Source organism: Virgibacillus salexigens (assembly GCF_000723585.1).
In the GTDB taxonomy this organism is placed as follows: domain Bacteria; phylum Bacillota; class Bacilli; order Bacillales; family Amphibacillaceae; genus Virgibacillus; species Virgibacillus salexigens.
In genome coordinates this window covers 1382274-1400872 of the sequence record NZ_CCDP010000001.1, presented here as the reverse complement: position 1 = coordinate 1400872, position 18599 = coordinate 1382274, and the positions used below count along the sequence as shown (strand labels likewise).

The 18599-nt window shown below is 36.4% G+C and carries 15 protein-coding genes; all 15 read right to left on the bottom strand.

The annotated features are described in order from the left end of the window. Nucleotides 1-16: 16 nt before the first annotated feature. The 15 genes from BN990_RS06250 to hpf all read right to left on the bottom strand — a co-directional run bounded on the left by BN990_RS06250 (nt 17) and on the right by hpf (nt 18462). Nucleotides 17-784 carry a carbohydrate ABC transporter permease gene (locus BN990_RS06250; RefSeq protein ID WP_081674659.1) on the bottom strand — a complete coding sequence of 256 codons (768 nt, stop codon included), beginning with the start codon at nt 782-784 and terminating at the stop codon, nt 17-19. Nucleotides 785-856: 72 nt separating this feature from the next. After that, nucleotides 857-1732, bottom strand: coding sequence for a carbohydrate ABC transporter permease (locus BN990_RS06245; protein WP_038242968.1), 876 nt, complete (start codon nt 1730-1732; stop codon nt 857-859). A gap of 29 nt (nt 1733-1761) precedes the next feature. After that, nucleotides 1762-3060, bottom strand: coding sequence for an extracellular solute-binding protein (locus tag BN990_RS06240; RefSeq protein WP_038242961.1), 1299 nt, complete (start codon nt 3058-3060; stop codon nt 1762-1764). Nucleotides 3061-3186: 126 nt separating this feature from the next. After that, nucleotides 3187-4674 (bottom strand): response regulator transcription factor, encoded by a 1488-nt coding sequence (locus BN990_RS06235; protein WP_021289089.1) that lies wholly within the window; start codon nt 4672-4674, stop codon nt 3187-3189. Between the two features lie 3 nt (nt 4675-4677). Beyond that, nucleotides 4678-6411 carry a cache domain-containing sensor histidine kinase gene (locus BN990_RS06230; protein WP_021289090.1) on the bottom strand — a complete coding sequence of 578 codons (1734 nt, stop codon included), beginning with the start codon at nt 6409-6411 and terminating at the stop codon, nt 4678-4680. Nucleotides 6412-6577: 166 nt separating this feature from the next. Continuing rightward, nucleotides 6578-7822, bottom strand: coding sequence for a PDZ domain-containing protein (locus tag BN990_RS06225; protein ID WP_234447033.1), 1245 nt, complete (start codon nt 7820-7822; stop codon nt 6578-6580). Nucleotides 7823-8027: 205 nt separating this feature from the next. After that, nucleotides 8028-9491, bottom strand: coding sequence for a S41 family peptidase (locus BN990_RS06220; protein WP_021289092.1), 1464 nt, complete (start codon nt 9489-9491; stop codon nt 8028-8030). A 166-nt stretch (nt 9492-9657) separates the two neighbouring features. After that, a complete protein-coding gene (locus tag BN990_RS06215; RefSeq protein WP_021289093.1) occupies nt 9658-11025 on the bottom strand; it encodes a murein hydrolase activator EnvC family protein in 1368 nt (455 codons plus the stop codon). A gap of 49 nt (nt 11026-11074) precedes the next feature. Beyond that, nucleotides 11075-11968, bottom strand: coding sequence for a permease-like cell division protein FtsX (gene ftsX / locus BN990_RS06210; RefSeq protein WP_021289094.1), 894 nt, complete (start codon nt 11966-11968; stop codon nt 11075-11077). Further along, nucleotides 11958-12644 carry a cell division ATP-binding protein FtsE gene (ftsE, locus tag BN990_RS06205; RefSeq protein ID WP_021289095.1) on the bottom strand — a complete coding sequence of 229 codons (687 nt, stop codon included), beginning with the start codon at nt 12642-12644 and terminating at the stop codon, nt 11958-11960. The genes ftsX and ftsE overlap by 11 nt, the downstream gene beginning before the upstream one ends. Before the next feature lie 356 nt (nt 12645-13000). Continuing rightward, entirely contained in the window at nt 13001-13366 is a 366-nt protein-coding gene (gene cccB, locus BN990_RS06200) for a cytochrome c551 (RefSeq protein ID WP_021289096.1), read from the bottom strand. 191 nt (nt 13367-13557) lie between these two features. Further along, a protein-coding gene (prfB, locus tag BN990_RS06195) for a peptide chain release factor 2 (RefSeq protein ID WP_101953529.1) occupies nt 13558-14659 on the bottom strand; the annotation gives its coding sequence in 2 pieces (ribosomal slippage) (nt 13558-14586 and nt 14588-14659; 1101 coding nt in all). A 74-nt stretch (nt 14660-14733) separates the two neighbouring features. Beyond that, the gene (gene secA / locus BN990_RS06190) at nt 14734-17247 is read right to left on the bottom strand and encodes a preprotein translocase subunit SecA (protein ID WP_021289098.1); all 2514 of its coding nucleotides are present in this window, start codon (nt 17245-17247) and stop codon (nt 14734-14736) included. A gap of 247 nt (nt 17248-17494) precedes the next feature. Then, nucleotides 17495-17626 (bottom strand): hypothetical protein, encoded by a 132-nt coding sequence (locus tag BN990_RS23350; RefSeq protein WP_021289099.1) that lies wholly within the window; start codon nt 17624-17626, stop codon nt 17495-17497. A gap of 278 nt (nt 17627-17904) precedes the next feature. Further along, nucleotides 17905-18462, bottom strand: coding sequence for a ribosome hibernation-promoting factor, HPF/YfiA family (hpf, locus tag BN990_RS06185; RefSeq protein ID WP_021289100.1), 558 nt, complete (start codon nt 18460-18462; stop codon nt 17905-17907). Nucleotides 18463-18599 lie beyond the last annotated feature (137 nt).

The following is an 18599-nucleotide window of genomic DNA, read 5'->3' as shown; positions in this document are numbered from 1 at the left end:
ACCGCCCTTTATTGAATTAGCCTTTTACGGAACCTGCTACCATTCCTTTCATTATTTGCTCTTGGAAAAGAAGATACATAATAATGGTAGGTATAACTGCAATGGTCATTGCGGCCATTGTCAGCGCATAATCGGTACTGAAGCCGTCTGAGAAAATGGAAAGACTTAATGGAAGTGTTTTTAACGAATTGTCATTAATAAATACAAGCGCAAATACAAACTCATTCCAATACCTTAAAAAAGACAGTATTGCTACTGTAGACAATGCAGGTACACTTAAAGGAAGCATGATTCGAAAGAAAATTCCCCAATACCCTGTTCCATCGATGACAGCTGCTTCTTCTAAATCTTTTGGTATCGAACTCATATAAGCCACCGTCAAAAAGATCGCGATTGGAAGTTCGAAAGCAGTATACGGTAAAATCAACGCCCAATAAGTGTCCAGTAATCCAACTTGATTCATCATGGTAAACAGAGGCACTAATGTACTATGAATGGGAATTAGCATTCCTAACAAAAAGAACACCATTAAAAACGCCTTTAAACGAAAGGTAAACCGAGACAACACATATGCGGTTAACGCTCCAAGAAAAACAGTTAACGCAGTGGCTGATACGGTTACAATAACGGAATTAATCATGGCAGTTCCTAAGTCAGCCACTTCCCATGCTCTTGTGAAATTCCCCCAGGAAATACTTGTCGGAAAAGCATATGGTTCTGCAAAGAATTCCTCATTCGACTTAAATGAACTTGTAATTAACCAATATAGGGGATAGATCATCATTAGCGAAAATATGCTTAGAAATGTAACTTTTATTAAATGAAACCATCGTTTTTTCAATATCTATTCCCCCTCCTATCCATTTTTTCTTCGCATCAATAGTTGACTAATCCCTATTAGAATCAAGCTTAAAATAATAATCATTGTAGAAACGGCTGACCCATAGCCATAACGATAAACAAGAAAAGTATTATTATACATATAGGTAGCTAATATTTCTGTAGATTCGGCTGGTCCCCCGCCAGTCATTACAAATACTTGGTCAAACGCCTTTAAACTTCCAGAGATACACAACACGACTGCAACTTTAATTGTGGTCCACATATTTGGTAAGATAATATAAATTAACTTTTTCCACCCGGAAGCACCGTCAATCATTGCTGCTTCTTCCATTTCGGAAGGGATATTTTGAATAGCTGCAATAAAAATAATTAAGTATGGTCCTATATAATTCCAAATAATTGGAACGGCTACCGCATACATATTCACAGAAGGGTCGGAAAGCCAAGATTTCGTCCATGATTCTAACCCAACTGCTCGTAATACAGCATTGATAACTCCTAATTCAGGATCATAAATATACCCCCAAATTAATCCGACAACCACTGTGGAAATAACCATTGGTAAGAAAACCGCTGATCTTACCACTTTCTGAAACCAATTGCGCTTTCGTAACATTAATGCTAAAGCCAACGCAATTGGAACCTGTCCAAACACAGATGCAGCAACGATAATCATATTATTTTTAAATGATCTCCAAAAAACAGAACTTTGTATAACTTCCATGTAATTTTGAAATCCAATATATGTTGCCTCTCCTAACCCAGACCACTCAAAAAATCCATAGTAGGAAGACCAAAATATTGGAATAATGACAAAAAAAGAATAAAGCAAAAGGGCTGGGAGCAACGTAATGACCAACAACCCTTTTAGCTTTAAGTTAGCTTGCATATCATTTCCTCCCCATTTGCTGTGCCATATTATTCATTGGAAGCTTGAGCCTTTTGAATCGTTTCTGCTACCTTTTCAGGATCTCCACCTAACATAATTTCCTGAAGCCCATTGTTAACAGCTTCACCTGCTTCTGAAGTTAAGTACAAATCATAGACAGGAGCAAATTCTACCTCGCGGATTAAATTAAAGGCCTCATAGAATAGGGGGTTTACATTCTTTTTGTCAATTTCAACATCATACATTACCATGGAATTACTTTCTGCAATTTGTTTCTGTGCTTCGGCATTACTCAGCTTATAAATAAGATCGAGTGCTGCATCTTTTGCTTTTCCTTCTGTCTTACTACTAAGTAAGAATCCGCCACCAGGGCCTCCAGTAATGGTATTCCCAGATCCTTTTCCATCTTCAATTGTTGGAACGACAGTTACACCAATATTATTTAATACTTCTTCTGATTGGGAAGCACCTAAGCTACTCAATGACCAAGCGCCATTTATCATCATTGCTGCTTTTCCTTGAGCAAAATACTGCTCTGCCTGTGTATTGTCCATACTATTAGCTCCATCAGCATACGCACCTTTATCAACTAATTGTTTAAAACGATTTAATGCATCAAGAAAAATTGGATCGGTAAAGGAAGCCTCATCTTGTTCAACCGCATTTAGAAACCATTCTGTACCTGTAACCCGATCAGCGATTGCACCGAATGTCGTTGATTGCGCTACCCAAGGAGCTTTATTTCCGAGTGCTATTGGTGTAATACCTTGCTGATTAAAAGCCTCGATAACCTCCATCCATTCATTCCATGTCTTTGGAACAGATAAATGATGTTCCTCAAACATATCTTTGTTGTAATACAAGAATGACGTAGCTGACATCGCAACAGGTGCCGAGTACAATTCACCATCATAGTTATACGGCTCTAATGCACCGTCAAGAAATGCATTCTTCCAATCTGAATGCTCATTAAACAACGGAGTAATTGGTTGAATTAAATCACCATGATAGAATTCATCGGTAAAACTTCCTGCGTAGGTAAGGAAAACATCTGGAAGTTCATCAGCAGCAGCAACAGTACTTATTCGTTGCCGATAACCATCTACTGGGATCGCTTGTTCATCTACTTCTATGTTAGGATTCTTTTCCTCAAAGGATGCAATCATATCTCTAACTTTTCTTGCTCGTAAATCGTCACCAGCAAAGTTATGCCAAATAGATATCGTTGTTTTTCCACTCGTCTCTTCATTTGTTGTCTCACTATCCGCATTTGGAATACAGCCTGTCAGCATTAATACTATGACAAGTCCTAGCAGTGCTTTCTTCATAAAATCCCCCCTTATTAGTACTTAGCTTTAGTTTAAGAAAACCTTCCCCCCTCGTTAAGGGGGAAGAATATCATATCAGGGGTTAAATTTCTAAGTATTTTAAATAATCTTATATCATGTTTATCGTTAATTTCGACGGCGATATTGTGTTGGAGTGACACCATAATGTTTTTTAAAAATTTTTGTAAAATACTTTCGATCATTATATCCAATATTTTTTGCAATCTCTTTAACTGTTAAAGAAGTATACAGAAGAAAGTCAACTGCTTTCTGCACACGAAGTATGGTTACTAGTTCAACATAGGATTTTCCTGTTTTCTTTCTAATTAGTTCACTTAAATAATTAGGGTGGATTGAAATATATCCGGCCACTTCTTGTAAAGATAGTGATTGTCCAAGATGCTCCTCTATATAGTAAATGCTTTGTTCCACATAATTTGAATTCTTTTGTGCTTGCTTTTGGAAATCCTGCTGTAATTGGGAAAATCGTGCTTGCAATATTTCCGTAGGTCGTTGAAACCAACTACTTGCTGAAGGAATTGATTCGTAACGCCGTTCATGATCTTGAATTCGATTCATATATCTTATGGTTTCCATGTACAAATTTTGCACATAAAACTGGATAGAATCCGGAGTAGCTTGAGAATGCGAAAATAACCAAGTATGAAATGCATGCACCCAAGTAATTAAGTTGTCATATTCTCCATTATGAAGAAACGTTATAAGTTGCTGAAGAAACTCTTCTTTTCTCTCGTGATAGGCAATTCCGGTTCTTTCTTTAACCATTTGTTCACTGATGGTAACAGCATCTGTGAATATATATTTATATAAGTGAAGCTGCGATAGCTGTTCATATTTATACGGCAATTCATTTAAGGTTGATATAACGTTACTCATGAATATTGGCTGTTGGACCATCTGACGTATTTTTTTGATTGCCATTTGTAATAAATAACCGTCCTCTAAATAGGTATTTCGTTTTGTAAGTATCAACGTAAACCGGTCATCATGTAACCACGTTCCATATAAATACCCATTCCATATTTTTTCATAAGAATGTAATGTCTGCGTATCAAGGGTTGTCCCAATCAGAATAAGTTGATAAGGGGGAGTAGCTAATTCGGGAAGAGCTTCCGCCAATTTTGCTTGATCTTTCGAATCTCGTTGATGAAATAGAGTTTGTACTATTGTATTTTTCTCTTCTGAATATGCCGCGTTTGACCAACGATGATATTTTTTATCTTTTTCTAATCGTTTTTTTGCCCGGTTAACTGCAGTGATTATTTCATCTGGACTGCTAGTTTTTAATAAATAATCACATACATCCTGCCTGAGTGCCTCTTGAATATAGGCAAAGTCATCATACCCTGTTAGCAAAATACTTTCGATACAATAATTTTTCTTTCCAATATATGAAACAAGTTCAAGTCCGTTCATCTCTTTCATTTGAATGTCAGTGATTAAAATATCTGGTTTCTCCGTTTCTATTCGTTCTATCACTTCTTCCGCTGAAGCCGCAGGATCAAGTAATAGGAAACCATTTTCCTCCCAAGGAATCACATTTGCTATCCCTTCTCGAATAATAATCTCATCATCCGCAATTAGTACTTTCATCGGTCATCTTCCTTTTCTTGGAATAGAGAATTGGATTGTCGTACCGGCTAATTTTTCACTAAAAATTCGTAACCCACTAGCTTGTCCAAAATGTAAACACAAACGTAAATTGACATTACGAAGGCCATAATTTGTACCAATAACACCACTAGACAATGGATCTTCCAAAAATTGAGATTGTAATTCTTTCCTTTTCGCTTCCGACATCCCAGCACCATTATCCATCACTGCAAAATGAATTCGGTTATCCTTTTTTTCTGCGGTTATCTTAATCCTTCCATAATGTTGTTGGAGGGAAAAGAAGCCATGTTTAATACTATTCTCAACTAACGGCTGTAAAATAAGCTTTAGTATACAATCCTGCTTGATCTCTTCTGGAATATCGAGTTGTAAAGAAAATGTGTCTGGAAAACGTATTTCTTTAATGTCAACATAATGGCGAACATGGCCAACTTCTTGTTCAATCGTACAATATTCATTACCTTTATTCAGACTAAACTGTAAAAATGTACTTAAAGAAGATACGACTCTAGAAATATCATACGCTTGCGATTGTAATGCAATCCAATGAACGGATGCTAATGTGTTATATAAAAAATGTGGATTTATTTGGGATTGAAGCGCTTGCAAATCTGCTTGCCTTTTGATAGCTTCGTTCTTTTGAACTTGGCGCATTAACACCGAAATACGTTCATTCAACTGATTATAACTACTTATCAAATCGCCAATTTCATTATAGGAAAAACTATCAACTGCGCTTAACTTATCCCCTGGATTTGCTGTTCGAATCGTGTCCGTTAATTTAATTAGTGGGCGCAATACTTTAGAAATAAAGAAAATAACCAGTGCAGTTATTAATACCCCAGCGAGAATAACAGAATAAACGGTAAGCCATAAGATATATTTATTCTGCGAGCTATATTCTTGAAAAGGTATGACACTTACTAAATCCCAACCCACTGTTTCGATTTCTTTAGTAAAGATCGTGAATTTTTCTGCTCCTAATTCATAGGTGAAACGGTCCTGCTTTGTTTGATCAATAATTTGTTGTAATTCGCTGCTATCGACTTGTTGACTGACTGTTTGATTACCTGATAGTAATTTTCCATTATTGAGGATGAATACAGAACCATCCCACTCTAATTCCCCTGCATTTAAATACGCTTCAATCACTTTTACATTTAAGTTAATTGTTAAATAACCGATTTGCTCAAAGTCACTTGTACTACGAATGGGTCTGGTTAAACTAATTCTCTCCTGTCGTCCATCCACTGTCTCATTTTCTTTTCGATAAGACCACCATTTGTTGGAAGGAATTCGGTCAAAAATTCCCATTTCTTCTGTATCCATAACTAAATTCGTGGAAATTGGCGAATTCCCGTTTGATGGGTAAATAATAATATCATCAATATATTGTTTGGAAAAAGCTAGATTTGATAAAAACCCATATATCTCACGTTGAGGATAAATGGGATCTCCCTCCACCTGTAAATATTCTTGAACTGCCTGATTACCTATTAAGAACACGGACATATTTTCCACATCATTGATAATAAATGATATGGAATCTTGTATTTGTTCTAGAAAACTTTCACCAGAAATTTCCGCACGATCCTTAGATAGTTGAACCGTAGAATAATACGAAATCAGCCCTAAAATGATGATAGGAATAAGAACCACGATTAGAATAAAGGCAATGAGTTGATTTTTTAGTGAACGATGAAACCATTTTTTCATTTCGCATTGCATCCTTTATCAAAGAATACCAAATTCTATATTTAAATTTTCTGAATTAACCGTATTTTTACTATATCACCTTCATTTCCTTTCTACAAATGGGATCTCACTAGGAGCAAAAAAAATCTGCATAGAATGATTCATTCATGCAGACGCTGGTGCTTTCTTATACAATTTCTTTTTCTTTCTTGCGATGTGGGTTCGATGTAAAAATAATACCTAGCTCATGATGATCCCCTTCATACAACGCTCCTTGTAAAAAACGGTTTTCACCAGCTTTATCAAGAAGCTCTAATTTAAAATAAGCGCCGCTCTCTTGTAACGCTTCATAGAAAGCAGTTAAACTATATATTTTATTTCCATTTACTTTGGTTATGGTCTCCCCCGCCACAATTTCAAGCCGATCGGCAGGTGAACCAGGAAGAACAGCTAGAACTTTCAAACCTTTATCAGACGTTTGGAAGAATCCAGTTTTTTGCTGATCCATGGATCGATGTCGATAATTTATAAATTCTCTACCAACAATTGCAGAAATAATCCCAACGGCAGAAAACCAAGGATAATAAATACTAATAAACGCACAAATCCATATAACTATGCTTAAAGCTAAGGTAGTATTTGCTAATTTACCAGCTGCACGTACCGGGTCACTTCCTCTTACAAGGTGATTAAATCCAACAATAAAAGGGACAAGCAATAAACTATAGGATTCTCCCCCTACAGTAAAGTACGGCCAATAAGCAGCGAATGGAGCTATCGAACCCGATGGAATAAGAATAAAGAAAGGGATAATCGACATCTTTCTAATATGATGCTGACCCACCCAGCCACCTCTATTTCCTGAGGTAAGTTCCGGATATGTAGGACCTTTTCTAGCTTGCAGCAGTAACATACTTTCAGCAAATAGCAACATTGCTAATAATACGGTAAATCCAGAATAATCCACAGAGGAAAACAAGTCATTCGGGATAAAATCTTGTTTCTCTAATAAAAATGGTAGAAAAAGTAACAATACATAAGTAATTCCAAAGGTATAACTGGCCGATAAAAAGGAAAATTTACCTGTTATACTAACAAGAATTGTTACCAGGCAAAGCAATAATACGGTTGAATAAGAAAAAACAATACCCAACCCAATGGTAAGCGCAGATATAATAACACCTAAAATAATCGAGGTAGCCCATGTATATTTCCATTCGGAAAAGACATCGAATAGTTTAATACCGAAGTCTTTCCTTTCTCGTTTAATTCTTTGCATACCTGCTAAAACGATTAAGAAAATTGCCCAGTATAAGAGTGGATTTAAAAATAATTTCCCTATACCTTTCACCATTTCGGTGAACCATGCCTCTAACATATATCGATCACCTTCTTTGTGCAGTGATGTTTTGCTAAATTCGTATGCCATCATTTAATTCGACACGAAATGAAAAACTTCCTGCTATATAGTGTAAAAAGAGCTGTCTCAAAAGTCAGCTCACTATCAACATAATAAGAATATACACGATATGGAAATTGCCCAGATAAGCGCTACTTCTGGCAATAAGAGGAAGTACCACGTATATTCTATAACTAGTTGATAAAATTAAACGTCCTCATGAGACAGCACTTGCAAATTATTTATATATTTCATTTAATGCTTTTTCCATCTGTTGATCATCTTTGTCATTACGGATTTGATCTACTATTTGTGTTTCGATTAAAGCAGATGTTTGTTCATTGACTTCTCCTGTTGCTTTTAAATCATTATCAGATTGGAATTGTGTTATTGCTTTTTCTGTTTGTTCATTAAAATAACCATCGGTTCTACTTGGGTCATATCCCAATCCTTTTAACATAATTTGCACGTTTTTAACTTGATCTCCAGTCTGATCCTTCGTTAAAGGTTCTTCAATCTGAACTGGATTCGTATAGTAATAATCAGGTTGTTTCACATCAATAGTAGGTTTTACACCTTTTTCATGAATCCAATTTCCCTCTGGAGATAGCCATTTATAGAATGTTAATTTTATTGTACTTTCATCTCCTAATGGAACCGCCTGTTGAACAGTACCTTTTCCGAAACTTGTTTGTCCGACTACATCATATCCCATCTCTTTCATAGCAACTGCTAAAATTTCTGAAGCTGAAGCACTTCCCTCATCAATAACGACACTTATTGGATACTCTTTCTTTTCCGTTAACTCAGAGTAATAAGGTGTTTTCTTTCCGTTTTGATCTTCTACTTGTAAGTACGGCATATCTTCAGGGACAAATTCTTTTAGAACATCCTCTACAACATTTAATAAACCACCTGGATTTCCACGAACATCAATTACTAACCCTTCTATTCCATTATCTTCCAATTCTTGAAGTTGGTTTTTAAATTCATCTGCTGTTCGTTCAGAGAAATTGGTTATTTCCAAGACACCCGTCTTTTTCCCATCCACTTCTTCGGTTTTACTATAAACTGTTTCAACAGGTATGGTATCTCTTTCTATGGTAACATTAAAAGGATCTGAAACTCCTGCTCGCTGTATTTTCAATTCCACTTCCGATCCTTTTTCACCACGAATCTTAGCTACAGCCTCATTCAGGTTTAAACCTTCTAAACTCTCACCGTCTACTTGCAGCACTTGATCATTTGGTCGTAATCCAGCTTGCTCTGCAGGTGAATCCTTAATAGGAGCAACAATGGTAACTGTATCATTTACCATACTAACTTCTGCACCAATTCCTTCAAAAGATGATTCGATTTGTTCATTAAATTGCTCCATCGTCTCTACATCCATGTAAGAACTGTAGGGATCATCTAATGAAGATAGCATACCCTCTATTGCACCTTCTACTAACTGCTTATCATCAATTTCCTCTAAATAATTTTCTTTTATTAATTTAAATGCTTGATCTACCTTTTCCATGTTTTGTGGGGTACCTGAACCTGACGAATTCGTATCTTGATCCCCTTGATTTACTCCTGCATTATCCATTGCTGTAGGATCATCAGACTTTGCTAGTTCTACACCAGCATAACCGCCAGCAAGTCCAATTACTAATGCAGCAACTAAAAGCAATACAATATGTAACTTTCTTAATTTCATAATTTCACCCCAACACTTTTTATCATCATTGAACCTAGTAAACAAAGCATATCACTAACTTCTTCTTATTACTATGGTTTTAACTCCCTATTTATGTAATTATACACGTAATAGCAGAAAAAGACATCAAACCAATAAGGTCGATGTCTTTGTTTATAGTTTTTCTTTATTCTAATACATCCATTGGATCTATTGAATTACTCTTAGCAGCATTCCAACCGCCACGATGAACCTCGAAGTGTAAATGTGGTCCTGTGGAATGACCAGAGTTTCCAGAATTTCCGATAACTTGTCCAGAACTAATCGTTTGCCCAGATGAAACCGAAATGCTACTCAGATGTGCATAAAGCGTTGTATAGGATACACCACCAACGTTATGAGCAACTAAAACGACATTACCATAACCACTCATGCCGCCATCTGCTTCTGTGTTTGTTTGTACAACAACCCCAGGTGCAGCTGTTTTTACTGCTGTTCCTACAGGAGTTCCAAAGTCAATTCCAGCATGCAATTTGCCCCATCGATGTCCATAACCAGAAGTAACTCCGTAAGAAACTGGATAACTTAAAATACCACTTCCACTAGATTGGGAGCCCCCTTGAGAGCTTGGACTTGCAGTCGAGTTTGAAGATGAATTCGAACTCTGTTTTTCTTTTTGCTGTTCTTTCTGTTTCGCTAATTGTTCTAACTCGCTTTTTTCAGATTGTGCAAGTTTCTTAGCCTTCTCAGCTGCGGCAGCTTGATTAGCTAGAATTTCCTGTTCTTTTTCAATACTTACTTTATGTTCTTCTAATTCATGCTGTTCTTCTTCTAAAGAAGCCATGAGTGTTTCTTTTTCTGCCATTTGATCATCAAGTTGTCCTTTAAGTGCAACTAGATCATCCTTTTGATCCTGTAATGCTAGTTTTCTATCTTCTACTTCGCTTTTCTTGCTTTCTACGTCTGCCTTATTTTTTTCTAATGCAATCTTGTCAGCAGTATGTTGTTCCATTATCGATTTATCTTGATCCATAATGGTATTTACAGCTGTAGATCGGCTGATAAAATCTCCGAAGCTTTGTGATCCGAAAATCACTTCTATGTATTTCATTTCTCCACCATTTAGTTGAAGATTACGTAAACGATCTTTTAATAACTCTTCACGCTTTTTAATACGCTCTTGAAGCATGACTATTTCGTTCTTTAGTTCTTCGATTTGCGTTTCTAAATCGTTAATTTTAGTATTTGTTTCCGTAATTTCATTTTCCTTGGTTTTAATTTGTTCCATGGTCCCTTGCAGGTCTTCGTTTAATGAAGTAATTTCACTTTCCACGGAATCTTGTTGATCAAGATTTTCATTCATTTTCTTATCTGTTTCAGCAGAATCTTCACCTAAACTATCCTGTTGCTGTTCAAGTTCTTTTTGTTCCTGTTCCAAATCATTAATCTTTTTTTCCAGTTCATCTGTTGATTGAGCTGACACCGGCCCAGCATAAAAAGTGGCCGATGTCGATACTAACAAAACGGTTAATAAAGATGGAATTACCTTTTTCATTGCTCCTTTTTCCCCTTCCCTCGTAAAAAATCAAACTTATTTAAGCCAGTTACACTTTTAAGAATTTACGTACACTCATCACACTGCCCCATACGCCAATTAGAGCACCTATAGCAACGATAATTAGTGCAAGCTGAAATGCAAATGGGTTGAACGGTAAGATTTCAATAAAACTGTAATTGATATGCTGGCTAATGTTATTTACCAAGTAATAGTAGCCTGTAAGAATAATTGCTACTGGTATAATAGAACCTAATACACCTAACAACAATCCTTCTATAAAGAATGGCCAACGAATAAATCCATTAGTGGCACCAACTAGTTTCATAATGCCAATTTCCTTACTTCTGGCCATTATTGTAATTTTAATAGTGTTGGATATGAGGAAGATCGCTGTAAATACCAATCCTAGAATGAGTACCAACCCGATAGTCCTTGCATAACTATTAAATTCGAATAGCTTTTCGACCACGCCTTGACCGTAGTTTACAGATTGTATTCCTTGTAACTCATTGATTTGTTTAGCAACTGGAGCGGTATCCTGTGGATCTGCAGTTTTGACAACAAACACATGATTCAATGGGTTGTCCTGCTCAAACATTTGCCAGGCTTGTCCGTTTTCTCCCATGCTATCAATTAAACTATTTAATTGGTCATCTTTCGAAGAAAAAACAGCCGATTGTACGCCATTTATTTTTTCGATTTCATTTCCTAGATTTTGTATCTGTTCTTCATCAGCAGTCTGTTCAATCATGGCATCAATTTGTACATCGTCTTCAATATTATCCGCCATTTCATTCAGATTGAGCATTAACGCTAGAAAAGCTCCTACTAAGATTAATGTAGTCGTAACGGCACCAACTGAAGCAATCGTCATCCAACCATTACGCCCAATGTTCTTAAATCCTTCGCGTATATGACGCATTAATGTCCTAACTTTCATAGCCGTAATCACCTCGGTGTTCATCTCTAACAATTAATCCGTCTTCAATAGCAATTACACGTTTTCGAAATGTATTAACAATCTCTTTACTGTGTGTTGCCATTAGAATCGTTGTGCCTCGATCATTAATCTCTTCAAATATTTTCATTATTTCTCGTGAAGTTTCTGGATCAAGGTTACCAGTCGGTTCATCGGCAATTACAATCTTAGGATGATTAACAATTGCTCGTGCGATAGAAACACGCTGCTGTTCACCACCAGATAATTCATCCGGTAAAAATCGTGCTTTGTTTTTCAAACCGACAAGGTCTAATACTTCCATCACTCGTTTACGAATGACAGCAGGTGACTCTTCAATTACTTCCAATGCAAAAGCTACATTTTCATAGACTGATAGTTTGGGAAGCAGTTTAAAATCTTGATAAACAACACCTATATTCCGCCTTAAATATGGTACTTTTCTTTCCTTTAAATCATTGACATTTATATCATTTATGCGAATGGTACCATTTGATGGTTTTACTTCTCTAAACATTAATCGAATAAATGTCGATTTCCCTGCACCACTTGGTCCAACTATGTATACAAATTCACCTTGTTTTATATCGACATTTATACCGCTTAATGCAACGACACCATTGGCATATGTTTTATGAACATCCTTCATCAATATCATATAAAACTCACCTTTATCTTTTAGTTGTTTATCTTGATGTATGCTCTATTTATCTTTTCATCTACATAATTTAAATAGGATATGTACATGATACTTCATCATTATAACATCTTTCGCCACGATTTTTAGACATAAAATTATTACATTTGTATTTCAAAAGTCGGTGTTTCATGAAATATTTTGTCATATATTATAGAAAGAAAGGGAATTATGCTTAGAGAGGGATTTTAAACTAGGTATATTTACTCGTATAAGAACAAGCAATGTCTTCTGTAGTTCCGCTACAAAAGAGTCTGATTTCTTACCCATTTAAAAAGCTTGTCCAATTGTTTACAATTAGACAAGCTTCTAGGTTATTATTTCTTTTGAGCTAACCAATCTGCAAGAATTTGTACGTCCTCACCAGTAGCCATACCTCCTGGCATACTACCTTTACCATTTTTAATGATGTCTGCAATTTCATCTGATGAAAGTCGAGAACCAACTTGAGTTAAATCAGGTCCTTGACCACCAGAGAGATCAGCACCATGACAGGATGCACAATTACTTTCAAATACTTCTTCAGCTGCTGCAGTATCTACAGAACCACCTTCTCCGGAAGGTTCTTCCGTTCCTGTATCTCCGTTATCTGCTGGTTCTTCTGATGCACCGTCGTCCCCGCCGCCACATGCACCTAGCACTAAGGCAGAACCGAAAAGCATTGTTAACAACCATTTTTTCATAGCTTCAATCCCCCTAACAGAAATAGTGTAATGGTTTATCAATTTTATTATAACCATATCTGTTTATTTTAAAACACTTTCCATTTCCATTTTTTTCATTAAACTTAGCAGGAAAGCTGCAAGCCCAAGCCATTTACTATTTGTGTCTATTTTATGAAAAAAAGCGCTGTCTGTTATAGAGACTAAAGCTTTTACTTCATTTGATGACGTAAATAAGCATCAATAAACGGATCAAGATCTCCATCCATTACTCCCTGCGTATTACCAACCTCTACATTGGTGCGATGATCTTTTACCATGGAATATGGATGGAATACATAGGATCGAATCTGACTACCCCAGCCAATTTCCATCTGTTCGCCGCGAATTTCAGCCAACTCCTGCTGTTGTTTCTCTATTTCTAATTGGTATAATTTTGATTTCAACATCTTCATAGCAGCTTCCCTATTTTTAATCTGCGACCGTTCATTCTGGCAGGTTACAATTACATTAGTAGGTAAGTGCGTAATACGCACAGCCGAATCGGTTGTGTTTACATGCTGACCACCTGCACCACTAGCTCGGTAAGTATCTACTTTAATATCTTCTGTTTTCACTTCAATATCGACATCATCCGTCATTTCAGGAGTTACATCACAGGAAACAAACGATGTATGACGACGGCCGGAAGAATCAAAAGGTGATATACGCACTAATCGATGTACCCCTTTTTCAGCTTTTAAGTAACCATATGCATTATGCCCTTTAATTAATAGGGTTACACTTTTTAAGCCAGCTTCTTCACCGGCTAAATAATCCAACGTTTCCACTTTAAAGTCCTTCGTCTCTGCCCAACGCTGATACATTCGTAATAGCATACTTCCCCAGTCTTGTGACTCTGTACCGCCAGCACCTGGGTGAAGTTCAAGTATGGCATTATTCGTATCATAAGGTTCGTTTAACAGGATTTGCAACTCAAAATCATTGAGTTTTTTTCTTAGTGCTTTCATTTCGGATGTTAATTCCTCAAATAATTCGCGGTCATTTTCTTCTCTTACAAGTTCATAAGATACTTCTAAATTATCATGCAGATCTTCTACCTCTTTAAAATTGTTCACATATTCTTTTAGATTATTCACTTCAGCGATCACTGCTTGAGCGGTATCTTGATCATCCCAAAATTCTGGAGCCGCCATTTGTAGCTCTAATTCTTTAATCCGACTACTCTTTGTATCTAAGTCAAAGAGACCCCCTAAAATCATTAATACGACGCTTCATCTGATCCAGTTCATTTTTGATATCAACTAATTCCATTATTGATCACCTCAAGTATTATTCATTCATGAAAACACTCCACTACGATGCAGCGGAGTGTTCAATGATAGCTTTTATTTTCCGTGGCAATTTTTATATTTTTTTCCGCTACCACAAGGACATGGATCATTTCGTCCAATATCTTGCTGTTTCACAAACGGTTTTTTTGTTTTCTTTTTCTCCTCTTGATTACCAGAGACAGCTTGTGTATTCTTCACAACTTCCTGACGTTGTAGGTTGTCACGAATTTCAGCTTTCATAATATATTTGGCGACTTCTTCATCAATACTTTCAATCATTTCTTCAAACATGGCGAATCCTTCTAACTGATATTCACGAAGCGGATCATTTTGTCCATATGCTCGTAAATGTATCCCTTGACGTAGTTGATCCATTTGGTCAATATGGTCCATCCATTTTGTATCAACTGTTCGAAGCAAGATAACTTTCTCAAACTCACGCATTTGCTCTTCGGTTAGTTCATTTTCTTTTTCATCATAACGAGCTCTTACTTTCTCCATGATCAACTCATTAATTTCTTCTTGATCTTTTCCTTTCAAATCATCTTCCGAAATCTGCTCTGGATCTAATAAGTTACCTTGCACATACTCAGCAATCGCTTTGTAATCCCAATTGTCCTCATCATCATCCTGCGTATGTGTCGCCACTACTCGTTCTAATGTAGAAATAATCATGTTTTCAATAATCTCACGTAGATTATCTTCGGATTCAATCACATCGAAACGCTGCTTGTAAATGATTTCCCTTTGTTCGCGTAAGACATCATCATAGGATAACACCGTTTTACGAGCATCAAAGTTATTCCCTTCCACTCGTTTCTGTGCAGATTCAACAGCGCGAGAAACCATTTTACTTTCAATTGGTTGATCATCTTCCATGCCTAAACGTTCCATCATCGATCTTAGATTATCGGATCCAAATCGACGCATGAGTTCATCCTCCATGGAGAGGTAAAATTGAGACAAACCAGGGTCTCCTTGACGCCCAGAACGACCACGTAATTGGTTATCAATCCGTCGTGACTCATGACGTTCTGTACCAATAACTGCAAGTCCACCTAGGTCTACTACCCCATCACCAAGTTTAATATCCGTCCCACGACCAGCCATATTGGTAGCAATCGTTACTGCACCACGCTGTCCAGCGTTCTCAATAATCTCAGCCTCACGGAAATGGTTTTTTGCATTTAAGACATCATGCTTAACTCCAGCTTTCTTCAATAATTTTGAAATCAATTCCGAAGTTTCTACGGCAACTGTCCCTACAAGAACTGGTTGTCCAGCTTCGTGTCGTTCTTTAATTTCATCGACAACAGCGCGGAACTTCCCTTCCATCGACTTATAGATTAAATCTGCACGGTCATCACGAATAATTGGTTTATTCGTTGGAATAGCAATAACGTCCATATTATATATATTTCTAAACTCTTCTTCTTCTGTTTTGGCTGTACCAGTCATACCTGCCAGTTTATTATACATCCGGAAGAAATTCTGAAAAGTAATGGATGCCAATGTCATACTTTCGTTTTGAATCTGTAATCCCTCTTTAGCTTCAATTGCTTGATGCAATCCATCACTATAACGTCGACCTTTCATTAAACGTCCAGTGAACTGGTCAACAATAACAACTTCTCCTTCTTCGACAACATAATCATCATCACGATGCATGGAAACATGAGCTTTTAATGCCTGATTAATATGATGTGTTAGTGACACATTATTTAAGTCAAATAAATTCTCGATAGAGAAAAAACGTTCAGCTTTATTAATCCCTTCTTCAGTAAGTTGCACACCTTTTGTTTTTTCATCATAGGTATAATCACTTTCTTTTGAAAGTGTACTAACAAAACTATTCGCTCTTTGATACAGAGAAGCCGATTTTTTTGCAGAACCAGAAATAATTAATGGTGTCCTGGCTTCGTCGATTAAGATTGAGTCTACCTCATCGATGATTGCAAAGTTCAATGGCCGTTGAACCATCTGCTCTTTATAGAGGACCATATTATCTCGTAAATAGTCAAAGCCATATTCATTATTCGTACCGTACGTAATGTCCTGATGATAGGCCTCCCGCTTTTGTTCTTTAGATAAGCCATTTCCATTTAAGCCAACCGTTAACCCCAAAAATTGATAAAGTTCTCCCATTTCTTGAGCATCACGACTTGCCAAATAATCATTGACAGTAATAATATGCACACCTTTTCCAGATAGGGCATTTAAATATGCTGGCATCGTCGATGCAAGTGTTTTACCTTCACCTGTCTTCATTTCAGCGATATTCCCCTCATGTAATGCGATTGCACCCATTAGCTGAGTTTGAAAAGGCCGCATACCTAGCACACGTTTCGATCCTTCACGGACAACTGCGTATGCCTCAACAAGCAGATCATCTAAAGTCTCGCCATTTTGATAACGCGTTTTAAACTGTTCTGTCTTATTTTGAATTTCTTCATTGGAAAGCTTTTCTATCTCAGGTTCTAAAGCTTCAATTTCATCTACTGTTTTTTGTAATCGTTTCAGTTGCCTTTGTGTTCCATCACCAAATATTTTCTGCAGTATTCCTGCCATTGTTCATGCACCTCAATATTTATTATAAAAATGTTTACTATTCATTATTTCGTTCCGTTTACTGTTTAATAATAGAGTCCATGATCAATCATAACACTTTCTAGAGAAAGATGACAACTAAGGACATCACCAACAAATAGAACATAAAAAGAGTAGTTCGGGGATGAACCACTCTTTTGGGTGAGGATAGGAGAGGATACATTGGAAAGGAATGTTGCTTTTTAAAGCGGAGAATTTACATGTCCATTTACTTTTCTTTTACACTTGTTTCCAAAAACCTACGATTTAATGTAGATATCATTTCCACAAGCTTTACAAGTGTTATTTCATGCTGCTCTACTTTTTTACTCAAGTGACTTAGTTTTTCTTCACCGGTCAATGTTTCACCTCCTGTAGTACTAGCTAAGTTATAACATGAATATGAAAATGGGGCTAATGTCTATTTTTAAATTTTAGGTGTGTATTCGACAAAATTCTCGAGAAATTAGAACGTATTTATATTTGATAATGAAGCATTATATCAAAAAACATAGATTCGTCATTCCTGTTTTTGAAATTTAGTGTTTTAATCAACAAATTTCGACAACTCCTTCATTTTATACCTACTATTCTCAACTAAAAGAGGCAGCCCAATTGGACTGCCTCTCACTTCAATGATTATGCATTTGGTTCAATCAAACCATATTTTCCATCATTACGACGATACACAACATTTGTATCTCCGTTTGCTGCATTTTCAAATACATAAAATGCATGACCTAACATGTCCATTTGCAACACAGCTTCTTCAGAATCCATTGGCTTTAAATCAAACCTTTTTGTTCGAACAATTTCAATATCATCTGTTTCTTCTTCTAGAGCTACATTAGCTGCTTCCTTTTCTAATTCAGCAAATACATGCTTAGCAGCACCATTTTGTTTGAATTTACGGTTCACTTTCGTTTTATGTTTTCTAATCTGTCTTTCCAATTTGTCTACGACTAGATCAATCGCTGCGTATAGATCTACGTGTTGTACTTCACCACGTAGTAACAAATTGGTCATTGGAATGGTTACTTCGATTCTCTGTTCATCATTATAGACACTTAAATTAACATGTACTTCGGATGCAGGTGGTGTATCAAAGTATCTTTCTAGTTTACTTATCTTCTTTTCTACATAATCCCGAATAGATCCTGTGACCTCAAGGTTTTCACCACGAATGTTAAATTTCATGAAAGTGTCCTCCTTTTAAGCTTATAAGCTTCTATATATATTATACAACGTTTCCCAATGAAATTCCTTTCTAAACACATGAAATTGTAAATATAATTGATTGAAAAACCGTCAATTCCTTGCCTCCTATAGGGTTA

Coding starts and splice junctions, on each gene's coding strand:
- BN990_RS06245 (WP_038242968.1), bottom strand. CDS start 1,732: ATGCAAGCTAACTTAAAGCTAAAAGGGTTGTTGGTCATTACGTTGCTC.
- BN990_RS06240 (WP_038242961.1), bottom strand. CDS start 3,060: ATGAAGAAAGCACTGCTAGGACTTGTCATAGTATTAATGCTGACAGGC.
- BN990_RS06250 (WP_081674659.1), bottom strand. CDS start 784: ATGATGATCTATCCCCTATATTGGTTAATTACAAGTTCATTTAAGTCG.
- BN990_RS06235 (WP_021289089.1), bottom strand. CDS start 4,674: ATGAAAGTACTAATTGCGGATGATGAGATTATTATTCGAGAAGGGATA.
- cccB (WP_021289096.1), bottom strand. CDS start 13,366: ATGAAAAAATGGTTGTTAACAATGCTTTTCGGTTCTGCCTTAGTGCTA.
- hpf (WP_021289100.1), bottom strand. CDS start 18,462: ATGAAATTTAACATTCGTGGTGAAAACCTTGAGGTCACAGGATCTATT.
- BN990_RS06220 (WP_021289092.1), bottom strand. CDS start 9,491: ATGAAATTAAGAAAGTTACATATTGTATTGCTTTTAGTTGCTGCATTA.
- BN990_RS06230 (WP_021289090.1), bottom strand. CDS start 6,411: ATGAAAAAATGGTTTCATCGTTCACTAAAAAATCAACTCATTGCCTTT.
- ftsX (WP_021289094.1), bottom strand. CDS start 11,968: ATGAAAGTTAGGACATTAATGCGTCATATACGCGAAGGATTTAAGAAC.
- BN990_RS06215 (WP_021289093.1), bottom strand. CDS start 11,025: ATGAAAAAGGTAATTCCATCTTTATTAACCGTTTTGTTAGTATCGACA.
- ftsE (WP_021289095.1), bottom strand. CDS start 12,644: ATGATATTGATGAAGGATGTTCATAAAACATATGCCAATGGTGTCGTT.
- secA (WP_021289098.1), bottom strand. CDS start 17,247: ATGGCAGGAATACTGCAGAAAATATTTGGTGATGGAACACAAAGGCAA.
- BN990_RS06225 (WP_234447033.1), bottom strand. CDS start 7,822: ATGATGGCATACGAATTTAGCAAAACATCACTGCACAAAGAAGGTGAT.